15 protein-coding genes are annotated in these 16,752 nt (G+C 71.7%); 6 read left to right on the forward strand and 9 right to left on the reverse strand.

The genetic code is table 11. From position 1 onward, the window contains the following. Positions 1-93: 93 nt before the first annotated feature. Positions 94-1,350, forward strand: coding sequence for an exo-beta-N-acetylmuramidase NamZ domain-containing protein (locus ACFYYH_RS20270; RefSeq protein ID WP_388552630.1), 1,257 nt, complete (start codon positions 94-96; stop codon positions 1,348-1,350). A gap of 192 nt (positions 1,351-1,542) precedes the next feature. Here ACFYYH_RS20270 and ACFYYH_RS20275 read toward each other — a convergent pair whose 3' ends face one another. After that, positions 1,543-4,362 (reverse strand): penicillin acylase family protein, encoded by a 2,820-nt coding sequence (locus tag ACFYYH_RS20275; RefSeq protein WP_388552633.1) that lies wholly within the window; start codon positions 4,360-4,362, stop codon positions 1,543-1,545. A gap of 250 nt (positions 4,363-4,612) precedes the next feature. Here ACFYYH_RS20275 and ACFYYH_RS20280 point away from each other — a divergent pair, with 250 nt between their 5' ends. Next, positions 4,613-5,224, forward strand: coding sequence for a hypothetical protein (locus ACFYYH_RS20280; protein ID WP_388552635.1), 612 nt, complete (start codon positions 4,613-4,615; stop codon positions 5,222-5,224). A gap of 207 nt (positions 5,225-5,431) precedes the next feature. Here the strand turns inward: ACFYYH_RS20280 and soxR are convergent, their stop codons facing one another. Beyond that, positions 5,432-5,977, reverse strand: a complete 546-nt coding sequence (gene soxR / locus ACFYYH_RS20285; protein ID WP_388552638.1) for a redox-sensitive transcriptional activator SoxR — start codon at positions 5,975-5,977, stop codon at positions 5,432-5,434. Positions 5,978-6,124: 147 nt separating this feature from the next. Between soxR and ACFYYH_RS20290 the strand changes: the two genes are divergently transcribed. Beyond that, positions 6,125-6,586: a MaoC family dehydratase gene (locus tag ACFYYH_RS20290; protein ID WP_388552641.1), complete on the forward strand. Its 462-nt coding sequence runs from the start codon at positions 6,125-6,127 to the stop codon at positions 6,584-6,586. Between the two features lie 125 nt (positions 6,587-6,711). Here the strand turns inward: ACFYYH_RS20290 and ACFYYH_RS20295 are convergent, their stop codons facing one another. Both ACFYYH_RS20295 and ACFYYH_RS20300 read right to left on the reverse strand, forming a co-directional pair. Further along, the gene (locus ACFYYH_RS20295) at positions 6,712-7,338 is read right to left on the reverse strand and encodes a TetR/AcrR family transcriptional regulator (RefSeq protein ID WP_388552644.1); all 627 of its coding nucleotides are present in this window, start codon (positions 7,336-7,338) and stop codon (positions 6,712-6,714) included. Between the two features lie 83 nt (positions 7,339-7,421). Then, on the reverse strand, positions 7,422-7,709 hold the full coding sequence (locus ACFYYH_RS20300) for a YiaA/YiaB family inner membrane protein (RefSeq protein ID WP_388552647.1): 288 nt from the start codon (positions 7,707-7,709) through the stop codon (positions 7,422-7,424). A gap of 151 nt (positions 7,710-7,860) precedes the next feature. Here ACFYYH_RS20300 and ACFYYH_RS20305 point away from each other — a divergent pair, with 151 nt between their 5' ends. Further along, on the forward strand, positions 7,861-8,904 hold the full coding sequence (locus tag ACFYYH_RS20305; RefSeq protein WP_388552650.1) for a DMT family transporter: 1,044 nt from the start codon (positions 7,861-7,863) through the stop codon (positions 8,902-8,904). Positions 8,905-8,986: 82 nt separating this feature from the next. On the opposite strand, the gene ACFYYH_RS20310 is transcribed toward ACFYYH_RS20305, so the two are convergent. The 5 genes from ACFYYH_RS20310 to ACFYYH_RS20330 form a co-directional block, all read right to left on the reverse strand. Next, positions 8,987-10,201 (reverse strand): PP2C family protein-serine/threonine phosphatase, encoded by a 1,215-nt coding sequence (locus ACFYYH_RS20310; RefSeq protein ID WP_388552653.1) that lies wholly within the window; start codon positions 10,199-10,201, stop codon positions 8,987-8,989. A 238-nt stretch (positions 10,202-10,439) separates the two neighbouring features. Beyond that, complete coding sequence (locus tag ACFYYH_RS20315) at positions 10,440-11,798, reverse strand: ABC transporter ATP-binding protein (RefSeq protein ID WP_388552655.1); 1,359 nt, start codon at positions 11,796-11,798, stop codon at positions 10,440-10,442. Positions 11,799-11,991: 193 nt separating this feature from the next. Then, positions 11,992-13,248, reverse strand: coding sequence for an MFS transporter (locus ACFYYH_RS20320; protein ID WP_388552657.1), 1,257 nt, complete (start codon positions 13,246-13,248; stop codon positions 11,992-11,994). Beyond that, positions 13,245-13,463, reverse strand: coding sequence for a hypothetical protein (locus tag ACFYYH_RS20325; protein ID WP_388552660.1), 219 nt, complete (start codon positions 13,461-13,463; stop codon positions 13,245-13,247). Before ACFYYH_RS20325 ends, ACFYYH_RS20320 begins: the two co-directional genes overlap by 4 nt. 77 nt (positions 13,464-13,540) lie before the next feature. Further along, positions 13,541-14,170: a TetR family transcriptional regulator gene (locus ACFYYH_RS20330; protein WP_388552864.1), complete on the reverse strand. Its 630-nt coding sequence runs from the start codon at positions 14,168-14,170 to the stop codon at positions 13,541-13,543. A gap of 348 nt (positions 14,171-14,518) precedes the next feature. On the opposite strand from ACFYYH_RS20330, the gene hmgA reads away from it, so the two are divergent. After that, positions 14,519-15,847, forward strand: coding sequence for a homogentisate 1,2-dioxygenase (gene hmgA / locus ACFYYH_RS20335; protein ID WP_388552867.1), 1,329 nt, complete (start codon positions 14,519-14,521; stop codon positions 15,845-15,847). A 42-nt stretch (positions 15,848-15,889) separates the two neighbouring features. Further along, positions 15,890-16,675 (forward strand): GntR family transcriptional regulator, encoded by a 786-nt coding sequence (locus tag ACFYYH_RS20340; protein ID WP_388552663.1) that lies wholly within the window; start codon positions 15,890-15,892, stop codon positions 16,673-16,675. Positions 16,676-16,752 lie beyond the last annotated feature (77 nt).

A 16,752-nucleotide genomic window follows, 5' to 3' on the forward strand; every position in this document is an offset into this window, starting at 1 on the left:
GCGCCGCTTCGTTCCGTACGGCGGTTCCGCGCGCTAGCGTGCGTGGGCATGGTGCGTGGGCATGACAGACGACCCGATCACGGAGGTAGCCCGATGAGCCTGTCCAGAAGGGGTTTGCTGGCCGCGAGCGGCGCGGTGGGGGCCGCGGGAGCGCTCGGCGCGGGCCCCTCCCCCGCCACCGCGCACTCCGGCGGCGGCGGGGGCGCGGTGCGTACCGGCTTCGACCGGCTGGCCGCCGGGGGCTACCGGCCGCTGTCGGGGGAGCGCGTCGGCGTGGTCACCAACCCCACCGGGATCACCCGGGACGTACGCCATGTGGTGGATGTGATGCACGCCGACGACCGGGTGGAGCTGATCGCCGTCTTCGGCCCGGAGCACGGCTTCCGCGGTACGGCCCAGGCCGGGGGCTCCGAGGGCCGCTACGACGATCCGGCGACCGGGCTGCCCGTCTACGACACGTACCTCAAGAGCGGCCGGGCCCTCGCGGACATCTTCACCGCGTCCGGGGTGGACACTGTCGTCTTCGACATCCAGGACGCGGGCGCCCGCTTCTACACCTATATCTGGACCCTCTACGACTGTATGGAGGCGGCGGCCCTCGCGGGCAAGCGCTTCGTCGTCCTGGACCGGCCCAATCCGGTCACCGGGCGTGCGGCTCTGGGGCCCGTTCTCCAGCGGGAGTTCGCGACCTTCGTGGGACGTGAGCCGATCTCCCAGGCCCACGGCATGACGGTCGCGGAACTGGCCCTGCTCTTCAACGGCGAGTTCCTCGCGAAGCCGGTGGAGCTGACGACGGTGACCATGTCGGGCTGGCGCCGCGCGGAGTTCTTCGACGCGACCGGCCTGCCCTGGGTGCCGCCGAGCCCCAATATGCCGACACCGGAGACGGCGCTGGTGTACGCGGGCACCTGTCTGTTCGAGGGGACGAATCTGTCCGAGGGGCGCGGCACGACCCGGCCGTTCGAACTGCTCGGCGCCGAGGGGGTCGACCGCGCCTGGGCCGAGGCGGCCAACGCGCTGGAACTGCCCGGGGTGCGCTTCCGTGAGGCGTACTTCGCGCCGACCTTCTCCAAGTTCCAGGGGACGACGATCGGCGGGGTGCAACTCCATGTCCACGACCGGGCGTCGTTCGATCCGGTACGCACCGGGATCGCGCTGCTGGTGACGGCGAAGCGGTCGTGGAGCGGATTCGCCTGGCGCCCCGACAACTGGATCGACAAGCTGACCGGCTCCACGAAGGTCCGCACCCTGATCGACGCGGGCGCCGGGACCGACGAGGTGGTCGGCGCCTGGCAGGACGAACTGGCCGCGTTCCGTGCCGTACGGCGGTCATATCTGCTCTACCGCTGAGCTCTGGCTCTGCGAACGGACTACCGGACACCGGATTACCGGACTACCGGACACCGGACTCTGCCGCCGAGCGGCCGTCGGGAGCGCACACCGGCGCCCGCCGGGGCCCGGCGGCCCTGCGCCGGGCCGGACCGTCGGTCACGGCCCGGCCCGGCGCGGGGCAGCGCGGGCAGGCGCCCGGAGATCACTCCGTCAGCGGTGGGACGGGAACTCCACCACCTGCTGATAGGTCGGCCGGTTCTGCCAGTTGACCGCGGGATGGGTGATACCGCCCAGCGCCCGGTGGATGATCGCGTCCGTGCACCACTGGTCCCCGGCCGAACAGCTCTCGTCCCCGGGGTAGACCGTGCCGGCGGGGGCCGCCACGGCCGCCCTCAGCGTGGTGAGCAGGGTCTCCCGGCAGGCGCTCAGCCCGCCGTCGCCGCAGTAGGTGGCCGCCGTGGGGGCCTGTACCGGATCACCGAGCACCTGCCGGAGATCCTTGTCGACATATCCCCACCAGCCGTACTGGAACGCGGAGCCGCTGTGCGCGCCCGTCGGCCCATGGCTGGACGCCGGGGACTCGTCGATCGAGAGCGAGGCGGTCAGCGCCTGGTAGAGCGGGTCGCCGAGCGCGGGCCTGAACTGCGCCTCGACCAGCAGGGGCCACCAGGCGTCCATGATCCGTACGGCGGCGGAGTGACCGTAGGTGTGCGAGCCGGGCGCGGTCTCCTTGCGCTGCGCCCCCGCGGTCCGCCAGGCCTCCAGCCGCTGTACGGCGGTGTTCAGCGCCGGATCGGTGACGGGCGCCGAGCGCAGGACGCGCAGCAGCTCGGGCAGCACCTGCTCACCGCGCAGATCGGTCACCGCGGCCTCGGCCATCGCCCGGGTGAGGGAGGCACGGGTGACCCCGCCGTCCGCGACCAGCTCCCTGACCCGGTCGTCGAGCAGATCGCCCCGGTGCACCGCGCCGAAGCCGAACCCGGCCGCGTCGTACTCCTTGGCCTGCCGGTTGTTCCAGGAGATGTAGTAGTCCTGGCCGACGGACCGCGGGTGCTCGGCGAAGGGGGTGTACGCGGCGGTGTTGACCGCCGGGTCGTAGTCCTGCCACTCGTACGCCTGCTCGGCCAGGACGGGCAGCGCGGGATCGACGCCGGCCGCCCGCACCGGGTTCATCCCGCTGTTGAAGTAGGCGGCGGTGCGGGAGTCCGCGTAGAACCAGTTGAAGGCGTAGTCGATGTTCGAGGCCGCCCGCTGGAAGGACGCGGCGTCCTTGGTGTACGAGGGGTCGTTGAGCATCTGGAAGCCGATGATCGAGTCGGCCTCGTGGCGGTAGGTGGTGCGCAGCGAGGTGTACGCCACGGGCTTGCCGCCGATGGTCGCGCGATGGGTGACCATGCCGTACGCGGTACGCCAGACCTGGAGCCGGTAGGAGCCCGCGGCGGTGGAGTCGGCGACGCTCGGCTTCCAGGAGTTGACGCGCTCCATCTTCTCCATCGGGGTGCAGACCGAGCGGTGGAGATAGTGGGCGGACGCCGTGGTGGGAGCCGATCCGTCGGGCTCGCACAGCTCGACGGCGTAGACGTCGGTGATGTCCTGGCCCGAGGAGGTGGCGCTCCAGGCGTAGTCCTGGCCGCGCCCCATCTGGACATACATCCCGACGCCGGCGAAGGCGACGCCGCGGGCGCTGATGCCGGGGCCCTGAAGCTCCTGGAGCATCATGAGCTGTGGCGCGAAATAGCCGGTCTGCGGACCGAAGACGGCCACCGGGTTGCCGCTCGCGGTGTGCTCCCCGGAGACCAGCAGGGCGTTGGACATGCCACGCCTGGCGGAGAGCGAGCCCTCCGGGATCACACCGTCGTCGAAGATCCCCTGGGCCGGCCTGAGTTCCGCCGGGGCCCGGACGGGGGCCCTGGCGCCGGTGGCGGCCGATCCCGTCCTGTCGTACACGAGTTGCTCGGCCTGGACGGAGCCCGCGTCGGGCAGGGCGGTGCCGCGCGGCTGCGCGGGCTTGCGCGCGTAGGGGAAGCGGGTGCCGTCATGGATGGTGAGCACGGCCTCGGGGTCGTCGCGCTGGCGGAAGGACTCCCAGACCCGGGTGCCCTCGGCCACGCCGTACTTCTGCTGCGCGGCCAGGAGCGAGAGGGCGGCCTGCACCTCGCCGCCCCCGCCGCCGCCGAACTGGCCGCCGACCACCGACGCGATGGAGATCAGGTCGGTGATCCTGAACGGCTGGATCTCGCCCACGTTGGTGATCGCGTCGACCTTGCCGGTGAGGACGTACTCGCCGGGGAAGTAACGTCCGTCCTTGGCCTTCTGACGGTAGGCGTTGATGCCGTCGACATACGCCTGGGCGTCGGCCATGGCCAGCTCGCCGCGCTCGCCCTCGGTGGTCCTGATCCGCTCGACCTGGGCCTGGTAGTCGGCTTCCGTGTACGGGGCCGAGGGCCAGAACTGCTGCTCCAGCCCCTGGTTGGCGAGCGCGCCGCCCGCGAAGGAGGTCAGTTCGCCGCGGCCGATGTGCCGGAACAGGTCCATCATCCAGAGCCGGTCCTGGCCCGCGGCGTAGCCGGCGCCGAACTCGGTGCCGTAGCGGGTGGTGCCCTTGATGTGCGGAACGCCGGTGCGCCTGTCACGCGTGATCGTGACATCCGGACGCGGGGTGGTGACCGACTCGACCTGACCGGCGGGCACACCGAAGGAGGCGTCGTTGAAGAAGTCGGTGAGCTTCTCGTCGGTGAGCCCGCTCTGACCCGCCACCAGCGCGTCGTAGCGGGCGAGTTGGTCGGAGCTGTGCGCGGGGCGGGTGCCGAGCACCTGGTGCGCGAGGATGTCGGCGAGGGTGGCGTTGCCGTTCTGCCCCGGCGGCAGGATGTCGTCGCACTGGCTCAGGCAGTGGTCGGCGACGGGGTCGGCGGCGGGTGCGCGGGCGGCTTCGGCGGAGGCCCGCTCCGGCGGGATCAGCAGAGCCGCGCCGAGCGCGAACACCGCGGCGGCGGTGGCGGGCGAGAGTCTTCCGGTGCGTCGTCGCATGGATGCTCCTCGGGAGTCCGGTGCGCCGGAGGTTACCGATGGTATGACCCCTCAGTAAGGTGAACATCAGTCACCTTTTCCGTATCACCACACCTCACTTCCTGTGACCCACCCATGAATCACCCTCGAATTCGGCTCGAAATCAGCCAGGATGTCCGCGATATTGAAGCGATCCGGAATTTGATGGAGCCAAACGGGGCAGGCGTACGTCCATTCCTCAACGCCGAAGTAGCGACGGAGGTGGCATGCGATGGCCGGATTCCGGAGTCTCGCGAGACAGGTGCGTGATCCGCGGTGCGATCTGGCCTTGCGACGGTATTCACTGCGCAAGTGCCTTGAACGGTTTGCCCCTTATGGACACCGGGCGACCTGGGATCATCTGTGCGCACGGCACAGCATCGAACCCGAGGACAGGTCACCCGATCCGGCGCGGCTGATGGCCGCCCTGGACGAATTGGAGGAGGCGCGGGCCATCTGGCTCGCGTACGAAGGAGAGTTCGCGGAACGGCGCAAGCGGGAGAAGCACGACGGGCTGAGGCGGCCCGGGACCTTCGACGACTGGCACCGGCGGACCTGGGGCGGCAACGGAGTCGTCCGCTGCGACGATCCGGCGGTGCATCCCTCCGAGTCGCTGGCCGAGGTGCTGCGGCGGCTGATCTCGGGGCTGGAGTCGGAGCCCGGCACGGCCTGTCCGGTCTGCGCGGAGCCCGGCATCGTCTGGCGGCCCGATCTGTCCAACGAGCCGTGGTCCGGGCCGGTCTGCCGGAGCTGTGGCATCGTCGTACCGCAGCCGGTACTGACACCCGAGGCACTGGACCGGGCGAAGCGCGTACGGCTCAAGGAACTCGCGTCGGTGGCATGAGAACCGCGGGGGCGGGCTCCGAGACGGTGCGCCCCCGCCCTGTCTCCGCCCCCGGGTCTCCGGCTCCGCCTACGGGTCTCGGTGCTCCGGCTCCGGTCTGGGTCTGCCGGGTCTGAGTCTGACGCTGAGTGGTCATGGTCTGAGCAGTCTGGGTCTGAGTGGTCTGGGTCTGCGCCTGTCCAGGCGGTCCGCTCCACGGGGGACGCGTCAGGCGCCGGCCTCGGTGGCGGCGGTCCCGGCGCTGTCCGGGGCGGTCTCGCCGGTGTCCGGGGCGGCGGTGTCCCGTCCGGCGGGGACCAGGCGCTCCGGCAGCAGACTCGATCCCGTCATGCGGTCGCCGAAGACATCGTCCGGGTTGGACAGGACGCAGGTCTCCAGGGACAGGCAGCCGCAGCCGATGCACTCCGTGAGATGGTCACGCAGCCTGCCGAGCTGCTGGATGCGCACATCCAGCTCCGAGCGCCAGGCCCGGGAGAGCCGCGCCCAGTCGTCGTGGTTCGGCGTGCGCTCCTCGGGGAGTTCGGCGAGGGCGTCCCTGATCGTGGCGAGCGGGATGCCCACCCGCTGGGCGGCGCGCACGAAGGCCACCCGGCGCAGCGCGTCGCGGCTGTAGCGGCGTTGGTTCCCGCTCGTCCTGCGGCTGCTGATCAGGCCTTTGGCCTCGTAGAAGTGGAGCGCCGACACGGCGGCGCCACTGCGTGCGGAGAGCTGTCCGACGGTCAGCTCATGGATCGTCTCGGGAATCTGCGGCACCCCTCGAACCCTACTGTCCTCACGTGGTGTCCGCGTTGACAGGAGCACCCGTGCGCAGCAAGCTGAGCAAGCGCTTGGACAGGACGCGCCACGGGACACGCCACAGAACACACGCCGTGACGGCTTCGAGAGGCAGGGAACAGGGACATGGCTGAGCCGAGGATCTTCACCTCCGCCGAGGAACTGCTCGCCGGGGCCGGTGAGCAACTCGGCCACAGCGACTGGCTGGAGATCGACCAGAAGCGGATCGACCTGTTCGCCGAGGCCACCGGTGACCACCAGTGGATCCATGTCGATCCGGAGCGGGCGGCCTCGGGTCCGTTCGGCACGACGATCGCGCACGGCTATCTGACGCTGTCGCTGCTGCCCCTGTTCGTACCGCAGATCGTCCGGGTCGACAACGCGACGATGGGCATCAACTACGGGACCAACAAGGTCCGTTTCCCCTCCCCGGTGCCCGTCGGCTCGCGGCTGCGCGCGTCGGCCGTGCTCACGGAGGTCGTGGAGGCGGGCGGCGGTGTGCAGATCACCACCCTGGTCACGGTCGAGCGCGAGGGCGGCGAGAAGCCGGCCTGTGTGGCCGAGGCCGTCTCCCGTTACTACTTCTGACCGGCGCCCTGACCGGCGCCCCGTCCGGCCGAGCCCCGTCCGGCCGAGCCTCTTCCCGCCGGTGCCTCTACCCGTCGGCGCCTCTTCCGGCCGGCGGCACGCACAGGCCCCCCGCTACTTCCGCGCTACTTCCGCGCGGAGACCATACGCAGCACGAGGTCGGCGTAGAGCGCGCCGACCTCGTCGGGTGTGCGGCGGCCCGCCGCGTTGAACCAGCGCGCCACATCGATACAGAGCGACAGCACCGCGAGCGTGGTGCCCGGCACATCGGGGACGTCGAACTCCCCGTCCCGTACCCCGTCGCCCAGGATGCGCCGTACGGCCGCGTCGCTGCGCCGCCGCAGTCCGACGATCTCCGTACGGTGCTCGGGGCCGAGCGCGTCCAGCTCGTACTGCACCACCCGGGCCGTGGTGTGCCGCTCCGCGTGCCAGCGGACGAAGGCCCGTACGGCCTCGGCGAGCCGCTCCGCCGCCGTGCCCCCGCCGTCGGCCGCCGCCGTCAGGATCTCCAGCGCCTTGTCGTGCCCGATCCTGCTGATCCGGTGGAGCAGTTCTTCCTTGGTCTTGTAGTGGATGTAGAGCGCCGCCGGGCTCATCCCCGCGCGGCTCGCGATATCGCGGGTGGTGGTGGCGTGGTACCCGCGCTCGGCGAACGCCTCGACGGCGGCGACCAGCAGCCTTCTGGCCGCCTCCGGCTCGACCTCACCCCACGGAGCGCTCTCGCCGTCCGCCGCCTGTTCCGCCGTACGCATCGCTCACACCTTCCCCTCGCTCGGCCATCCGTTCGGCCTTCCACTCGGCAGGACGAACACCATACCCCGAGGTGAGCAAGCGCTTAGAGCTTCTGGAACGGATCGTGCTCGGCGAGGATCTTCTCCAGCCGGGCCTGATCCACCCGGCTGATGATCTGACCGGCCTCCTGGCGGTCCCTGACCACCTTGGCCAGCGTGAAGGTCGAGGTCGTCAGATAGAGGACCGCGATACCGAGGAAGGCGCGCACCCAGGCGTCTGCCTCCAGTTTGACGACACCGACGGTCACGGCCGCCAGCGCCAGGGCGAAGGAGAGGACGGCCTGTCCGTAGAAGGCCGCGGTGTTCTGCTGTTTGACGGGTGTCTCGGTCATGGGGGCCAGCATCGGCGCCCGTGGCGGGGGTCACATCCGTGCCCCTACTCAGGCGGTACTCAGAAGACCGGGAGGGCCGGGCCGCGTGCGGGCGGGGCACGGGCCGCGGCCCGTACGGAGGGCCGCACCGCCGGGCGCGTACCTTCCCCGTATGACGCACTCACACCCACGCCGTACGACGGACCCGGCGGACTCCGCACGCCCCTCCCGCGCCGCCTGGCTGCCCCTGGCCGCGGCCGGGGTGACGGTCGTGCTCTGGGCCTCGGCCTTCGTCTCGATCCGCAGCGCGGGCACCGCCTACTCGCCCGGGGCGCTGGCCCTCGGCCGGCTGCTCTCCGGCGTGCTCGTCCTCGGCGTGGTCTGTCTCGTACGGCGCGAGGGGCTTCCGCCCCGGGCGGCCTGGCCCGGCATCGCCGTCTCGGGTGTGCTCTGGTTCGGCGGCTACATGGTGGCGCTCAACTGGGGCGAGCAGGAGGTCGACGCGGGCACGGCCGCGATGATCGTGAACATAGGCCCCGTCCTCATGGCCCTGCTGGGGGCCCGGCTGCTCGGTGAGACGCTGCCGCCACGGCTGGCGGCGGGGATGGGGGTGTCGTTCGCGGGCGCGGTCGTCGTGGGGCTCTCGATGTCGGGCGAGGGCCGTACCTCGGTGCTCGGGGTGCTGCTCTGTCTGCTGGCCGCGGTGGTGTACGCCGCCGGGGTGGTGGCGCAGAAGCCGGCGCTGGAGCGGGCGAGCGCGCTCCAGGCGACCACCTTCGGCTGTCTGGTCGGCACGGTGGCCTGTCTGCCGTTCGCGGGGCAGCTCGTCCAGGAGGCCGCGCGCGCCCCGCTGCCGGCCACGCTCAACATGGTCTATCTGGGCGTGTTCCCGACCGCGCTGGCGTTCACGACCTGGGCGTACGCACTGGCCCGTACGACGGCGGGGCGGATGGGCGCGACCACGTACGCGGTGCCCGCGCTGGTCGTGCTGATGTCCTGGCTGTTCCTGGACGAGGTCCCGGGTCTGTTCACCCTGGCGGGCGGTGCGCTGTGTCTCGCCGGGGTGGCGGTGTCGCGCTCCCGCCCGCGCCGTGGCGCCGTGGTCGCGCGCGGCGACTCCGGTACGGCACCGCCGGAGACCGCCGAACCGTCTGACACGCCCAGGCCGGTCGAGCCGGTCGAGCCGCTCAAGCCGTTCGAAGAGGAGAGGAGCTGACGGGGACGGGGACGGGGCGCCGCGACCGGCGCGCTCGGTGACCGGCGTGGTCAGTGGACGGCGTGGTCAGTGGCCGGCGTGGTCAGCTCTTCGACGGCGCCTTCAGCTCCCGCAGGCGTTCCATCGCGACGAGCGCCACGTCGTCCTGCAACCGGCCGCCCACATGGTCGAGCAGGTCCTTCATCAGCAGTTCCAGGAGCTGGTCGGGTTCGCCCCAGCTCAGATCGGCGACGCGCTCGGACGCCGGGTAGAACGTGCCGGTGGCGTCACGGGCTTCGAGCAGCCCGTCGGTGTGGAGGAGCAGGGTCTCCCCGGGCTCCAGCCGGAAGACATCGAGCTGGTACTCCTCCTCCGCGCCCGCCAGGCCCAGCGGCGGCGCGGGCTGCATCGAGCGCAGTGCCTCCGCGGGCCCGCCCTGGGACCGCAGGGGCGGCGGGTGACCGCAGCTGATCATCCGTACCACGTGAGCGTCGTCGGGCACCTCCACCACCAGAACGGTGATGAACCGTTCACCGCTGTCGCGGTCGGCCGCACTGACCTCGTGGAAATGCCTGCGGACGCTGCCTTCGAGGGAGGCGACCAGTTCCGGCAGGGTGGCGGCCCGGTGCGCGGCCTCCCGGAACGCGCCCAGCACCGTCGTGGCGTCGTCGACCGCGGGGAGCCCGTGGCCCCGTACGTCCCCGATGATGAGCCGGACCGCGCCCGGGATCTGTGCCGCCGCGTACAGATCGCCCCCGATCTGCGCCTGGGCCGCCGCTGAGCGGTACACGGACGCGATCCGCAGCCGCCCGATCCGGCGGGGAAGAGGGCGCAGTACGGCGCGCTGGACCGTGTCGGAGACGGATCTGACCTGGTTGAAGGCCTTGGTGTCCAGGCCTCTGAGGTACCAGAAGAGCAGGACGAGTCCGCACACCACGAGCAGATCGATCACATGGATCGGCAGGATCGCCGAGTTGAGCAGGCCGTCCCGGATGTCCAGACTGACCGCGGCCACACAGGCGAACGCGGTGATGACGCCGGTGACCGCCGGATCCACGAGTCCGGCGGTCAGCGCGGGGACGGCCACGAGGAGCGAGGCCAGATGAATCTCCGGGGGAACGAGGAAACCGGTCACCGTCACCGCGCACAGCACAGCCACCGGCAGCACCTGGGGAGCCCGCCACAGCAGGGTCACCAGAGGCGACTGCTGAGCCGTCGAACCCCTCGGTATGCGCGAGCGGGTGGCGGCGGCAGCTTCGATCAGCCGTTCCCGATTGGCGAGAACGTATTTCGCCTTCATCCGCCGGAGTCGTTCCATGGTCTGCGCCTCAAGGCCTGGATTTCGTTGCTGAAATTGCCTGCGAGAATGCACGGTCCTGGGAGAAACGGTGTGTTCCGGGCCCACTGTCCGGTCCGATGTCCGGCCCGACCCGATTCATGCAGAGTAGTACACAATCAATCCATTTCAGCGTAAAATCCGATGAGCATACTCATCTCGGGGCGAGCTGACCTCTTGGAGCGGGCGGGCCGCCGAACGCAGACGTACCGGACAGAGCCTAGGCGTCCAGGCCCGGCAGGCTTCTCGGCGCGGGGCAGATGCGGCGGCCGGAGTCGTCGAAGACATACAGATGCGCGAGATCGACCAGGAGCGGCACCTGCGCTCCCGTACGCAGTCTCATGTCGGGGCCGGTGCGGACGACGAGATCGCTCGCGGCGATGGCCGGACGGTCCGGGCCGTACCCGGCGGGGGCCGGTTCCGCCGGCTCGTCCAGGACCCCGACCGGACCGTCGGTCCGGCCGGCCGCGCGCCTCCCCCTGAGCCGTTCCAGCACGCCCGGTCCGCGTCCGCCGTTCCTGCGCCGGCGCGGCTCGGACCTGGGCCGGGGCCGGGGCGATTCGAGATCGGTCACCGCGGCGGGCCGGGAGCCGATGCTGAGATGCACCAGCGCCTCGTGCCCCTGGTACTCCATGTGTTCGACGATGCCGCTCAGCGCCACCTCGCCGGAGCGGGCCTGGCTGGGGGCGGCGATACGGGCCGCCTCGGACCGCAGCCCCACGATGATCTGCCGGCCCTGCTGGATCCGGAGCAACTGATGGTCGGAGCTGAGGGGTTCGGGCAGCGGAAGCCGCTGTCTGCCGAGGTCGAGGGAGATCCGCCCGTCGAGCGGCGCGTACACCACGGCCTGGAGCAGATTGATCCGCGGGGTGCCGATGAACGCGGCGACGAAGACGTTCTCCGGCAGGGCGTACACCTGACGGGGCGCGCTGACCTGCTGGAGCACTCCGCCCCGCATCACCGCCACCCGGTCGCCGAGCGACATCGCCTCGGCCTGATCATGTGTCACATAGACGGTGGTGACGCCCAGTTCGGCGGTGAGCTGGGCTATCTCGGCGCGCAGACGGCTGCGCAGCTTCGCGTCCAGATTGGAGAGCGGCTCGTCCATCAGAAAGGCGGAGGGCCGCCGGGAGATGGCGCGGCCCATCGCGACGCGCTGGCGCTCGCCGCCGGAGAGCTGGCTCGGATAGCGGTCGAGCACACTCTCGATCCCGAGCATCCTGGCGGTGGCCTGGACCCGCTGGGTGGTGTCCGCGCGCGGGTTCTCCAGCCGGAGCGGAAAGCCGATGTTGTCGCGGTTGGTCATGTTCGGGTAGAGCGCGAAGTTCTGGAAGACCATCGCCATACCGCGTTCCCGGGTCGGCATGAGGTTGGAGTACTCGCCGTCGAGCAGAAGATCGCCCTCCGTGATGTCCTCCAGTCCCGCGATCATCCGGAGCACGGTGGACTTGCCGCAGCCCGAGGGGCCGAGCAGCACCACGAACTCACCGGGGGAGATGTCGAGCGAGAAGCGGTCGACGGCGCGGGTGGACCTGCCGTACACCTTGCTGACGCTGTGCAGAGAGATGGCGCGAGTCATGATGGTTCCGCCCGGGAGGAAGAGGTGGAGCGGCTGCGACGCCTGAAGTTAGCCGACTACGCGCGGTCAGGGAATGACTCTTGCCAAGGTTCGGGAACAGGGGTACGGAACGGGCATCCTGAGCGGCGTCGCGAAAAACCGGTCCGGCAACCGGTTTCCACCGGGCGGGGACCGGGGCCCCGGGGACGGGCCCCTACCTCCCGCGCCTGACGGTCCACGGCTCCGGCGCGGACGTCGGCCGCCGTCGCGGCGGGCGTTCCCCGGTGCGTCCGGGGCCGGCGGAAAGGCCCAGCCCGGCCGCCGCCAGCAGCAGCGCGCCGAGCAGCACGAAGGGCGCGGCCGTCCCCGCGACCCCCGCCACCAGACCCGCGGAGGCGGGCGCGGCGACCTGCCCGAGGCGGTTGCCGGTGAGCCGCAGCGCCAGGGCGGTGGAGCGGGCCTCGTCGGGGGCGGCCCGTACGACCGTCGTCATCGACAGCGGCTGGCCGACGCCGAGACAGAACCCGAGCGCGCCCAGTATCAGGGCCAGCCCCCACACCGGTACGGGCAGGGCGATACCCGCGCAGAGCAGTCCGCCGAGCAGACAGGTGACGGTGAGCAGGACCGTACGGCCGAGCAGCCGCAGCATCGGGGGCAGCACCAGCCGGCAGGCGATGGCGGCGGCGGCGCGCAGGCTGAGCAGCAGACCGATCGTGGCGGGCGCGATCCCCCGCCGTTCACCGATCACCGGCAGATAGGCGGTGAGGACATCGGTCGCGGAGAGCACGGCCATGCTGACGAAGATGCCCGCGGGCACACCCCGGGTCCGCAGTATGCGGCCGACGGGCACCTTGGCCGGGCGCCGGCTCGGCGGGCGTCCGGAAGCGGTACGGGACTCGATCCGCCGGAGCGAGGTGAGGGCGACCGCGGCCGCCGCGGCCGAGGCGAGCAGGGCGAGGGCGCTCGTACGGGCCATCTCGTCCCCCTGTCCGGAGACCAGCAGCCCGGCGGCCACCGGCCCCGCGAGCTGTCCCAGGGAGGCGCCGATGGTGAAGTGGCCGAAGTCGCGGTCCTGTTGGGCCGGGGCGCTGCGCCGGGCGACGATCGACTGGGCGCCGATGACGAAGCAGAGATGGCCGAGGCCCATCACCGCGCTCCAGACGCCCAGGGCGGTGAGCGAGCCCGCCGTACCGCTGAGGGCGCAGCCGGCCGAGATGAGGACCACCCCGGCCACCAGCAGCGGGGCGCACCGCCCCTGGTCGGTCCTGCGGCCCAGCGGTACGGCGGCGAAGAGCGGAAGCAGCGCGTAGACGGCGGTGATCACACCGATCGCGCGTTCGTCCGCGCCCATGGACAGTGCCCGGTAGGAGACCGCGGGACGCGCCATGGACACCGCGCCCTGCGCGAAGGCGAACGCGACGACCAGACGCAGCAGCCAGCCCCTGCCGCCGGGCGCGGAACCCCGGGTCACGGCGGGGGCCCGGCGGGACGGTCATGGCCCCGGCCGTGCGGACGGCTCACGATCCCGGACCCGACGGCCGTGTCCATGATCTCCACGGGCGCCTCCAGCGTTGCTCCGTCGACGGTGATACGGACGGACCCGCCGTCCTCCGGCCCGAGCGCGGCGGGGGCGTCGGGATGGATCCGGAGCGTGCGGCGGCCGCGGCCACCGCCCGGCGCGGGCACGGTTGAGCCTACCGACCGCGCGGACAGAGGCAGGGTCAGGGGCAGGTCCGCCCTCACGCCCTCACGGCCGCACGGCCTCAGTCGAGCGTCCTGGCGAGATAGGCGCGGAGCAGTTCCCGGGTCTCGGCCACGATGGCGGGGTCACCGGCCGGGTCGGTACGGAAGGCGAGTTGGAGCAGGGCGTCGGTGGCCTCGACGGCGACCAGGACCGTACGGTGCAGCGCCGGGGTGGGGGTGCGGCCGAGATGGCCGGCGAGCAGTCCGGTGAGCCGGCCCACGACCCGCAGACCGGGGTCGGACTCCGGATCGGCGGGGTCCGCGGTCGGATCCCGGGTCACGACCCGTGTCCCCAGGGGGAGTTGGGCGCCGAAGTCGACGAGCGCGAAGCCGGGCACCGTGCGTCTCATGGCGAGGTACTCGTCCAGTACGGCATCGATCGCGCCCCGCCAGTCCCGCGCGTCGAGCGGTGCGAGCCGCTCGGTGACCCGCGCGGCGTAGCGGTCCAGATTGCGCCGGGCGAGGGCGTCGGCCAGGGCGCGTTTGTTGTCGAAGAACCGGTAGACGGAGCCGATGGGCACGCCCGCGCGGGTGGCGACGGCCCGGGTGGAGAGCTGTTCGTACCCGGTCTCGTCGAGGAGTTCGGCGCAGGCGTCGAGGATCCGGGCGAGCCGCTCCGTGCTGCGCTGCTGCACGGGAACCCTGCGCAGTCCCTCGCCCCGGGCCCCGTCGGCCGGTGCTCCGTCGCCCGATGGCCCGTCGGCGTATGGCCCGTCGCCCGGTGGCCCGTCGGCGTACGGCCCGTTGGCCGGTGGCCCATCGGCGTACGGTCCATCGGCGTTCGGCCCGTCGCCCGGCGGTCCGTCGGCGGCGGGTACGGCTCCGGCGGGTGCGGCTCCGGCGGGGCCACCGGGCTGCGCGTCCCTGCGCTCATACGACACGGACCCCATGATGCCGCGTGGCCCGTTGACGTGCCGCCACCGCAATCCTACGGTGGTCCATAGGATTGCCTGGTACGGCGTGAGCGGCGTGACGTGAGCAGGGAGCGGATGCGGACGATGAACGGCATCGAGCGGGCACGGAAGACGGCCGAGGACCTGGCCCACTCCCCCGGCTTCGGCAATGAGCACACCTCGGAGGCCGTCCCCGGCGCCCTGCCGCTCGGCCGCAACGCGCCGCAGCGGGCGCCGCTCGGTCTCTACGCCGAGCAGCTCAGCGGCAGCGCCTTCACCGAGCCGCGCGCGCACAACCGGCGGTCCTGGCTGTACCGCATCCGTCCGTCGGCCGCGCACCCGCCGTTCGTCCGTATCGACAACGGCTCGTTCAGGGGCGCCCCGTTCACCGAGACCGTCCCCGATCCCAACCGGCTGCGCTGGAATCCGCTGCCGGACCCGGCCCCCGGCACGGACTTCCTGGCCGGTCTCTGGACGCTGGGCGGCAACGGGGACGCGGCCCGGCGCACCGGCATGGCCGTGCACCTCTACCACGCCGACACCTCCATGACCGACCGGGTGTTCAGCGACGCGGACGGCGAGCTGCTGATCGTCCCCGAGCACGGCGGACTGCTGATCCGTACGGAACTGGGGCTGCTCGCCGCCCGTCCCGGCGAGGTGGCGCTGATCCCGCGCGGCATCCGCTTCCGGGTCGAGCTGCTGGACGAGACGGCGCGCGGCTATGTCTGCGAGAACCACGGCCGTCCCTTCGTCCTCCCCGACCTCGGCCCGATCGGTGCCAACGGGCTGGCCAACGCCCGTGACTTCCTGGCCCCGGTCGCCGCCTACGAGGACATCGAGCGGCCGACCCAGGTGATCAACAAGTTCTGCGGAAACCTCTGGGCCGCCACCTACGACCACTCGCCGCTGGATGTGGTCGCCTGGCACGGCAACCATGTGCCGTACGTCTACGATCTGCGCCGGTTCAATGTCATCGGCTCCATCAGCTACGACCACCCCGACCCGTCGATCTTCACGGTGCTCACCTCTCCGTCCGACACCCCGGGGCTGGCCGGCGTCGACTTCGTGGTCTTCGCGCCGCGCTGGCTGGTCGGCGAGGACACCTTCCGGCCGCCGTACTTCCACCGCAATGTGATGAGCGAGTACATGGGCCTCATCCAGGGCGCGTACGACGCGAAGACGGCCGGCGAGGGGGGCTTCGTGCCCGGCGGCGGCTCGCTGCACAACATGATGTCGGCGCACGGACCCGACCGGGAGACCTTCGAGCGGGCCAGCGCCGCCGAGCTGCGGCCGCAGAAGATCGATGACGGCCTCGCCTTCATGTTCGAGACCCGCTGGCCGGTGACGGCGACCGCGCAGGCGGCGGGGGCGGCCCATCTCCAGCGCGGTTACGACCAGGTGTGGCAGGGTCTTGAGCGCCACTTCAGGCCCTGACCGCCGGGCCCTGCCACGAGACGCACAGGTGTGGAGCAGCCGGTGACCGCCTTCGCCCCCGACTCGCTGGTCCTGAACCGCAAGCTGCCGCTGTGGTATCAGGTCTCGCAGTCCCTGCGCGCCTCGATACTGGGCCGCCGTCCGCACGACCCGCTCCGGCTGCCCACCGAGGAGCAGCTCGCCGCCCACTACGGCGTCAGCGTGCTGACGATGCGTCAGGCCCTCAAGGAGCTGGAGGAGGAGGGCCTGATCAGCAGACACCGCAGGCGCGGCACCTTCATCGAGCCGGGCGCGCGGCGCGGCGCCCCGCGCCGGCTGCTCGGCTCGATCGACGCGATCGTGGCGCAGCAGTCGGGCGAGCGCACCACGGTGCTCGGCCACGGTCCGGCGCCGGTGCCCGGCGAACTCGCCGAGTACTTCCCCGGGCTGGACGAGGTGGTCACCTACCGGCGGCTGCGCTGCGACGGCGAGAGCGGTGAGCCGGTCAACTGGGCCGAGAACGCGGTCCGTCCGGAGATCGCGGCGGGGCTCGACGCGACCGATCTGGAGCGCTGGCCGATGACCAAGGTGCTGCGCGACACCCTGGGCGTACGGATCAGCCGGATCACCGACACCGTCGAGGCCAGGCTCGCGGACCCGGCGACGGCGGAGCTGCTCCGGGTGCCGCTGCTCAGCCCGATCCTGCACTACACGGGGGTGACCTACGACGACCGGGGCCGGGTCGTCGATGTGGCCCGTATCCGTTACCGGGGCGACCGCTTCTCGTTCTCGGTGACGGTGGAGACGGACCTCACGGGTGAACCTCCGGCGGGGCGGGACGGGGACTGAGGACGAACCGGCGGCCGGCCGGGCCCGGAGCGGCGGCGGATACGATGCCGCCGAGGGCGTGTGCCGGGCGCCGTGGC

Origin of the sequence: Streptomyces sp. NPDC002018 (genome assembly GCF_042890865.1) — a bacterium.
Lineage (GTDB): Bacteria > Actinomycetota > Actinomycetes > Streptomycetales > Streptomycetaceae > Streptomyces.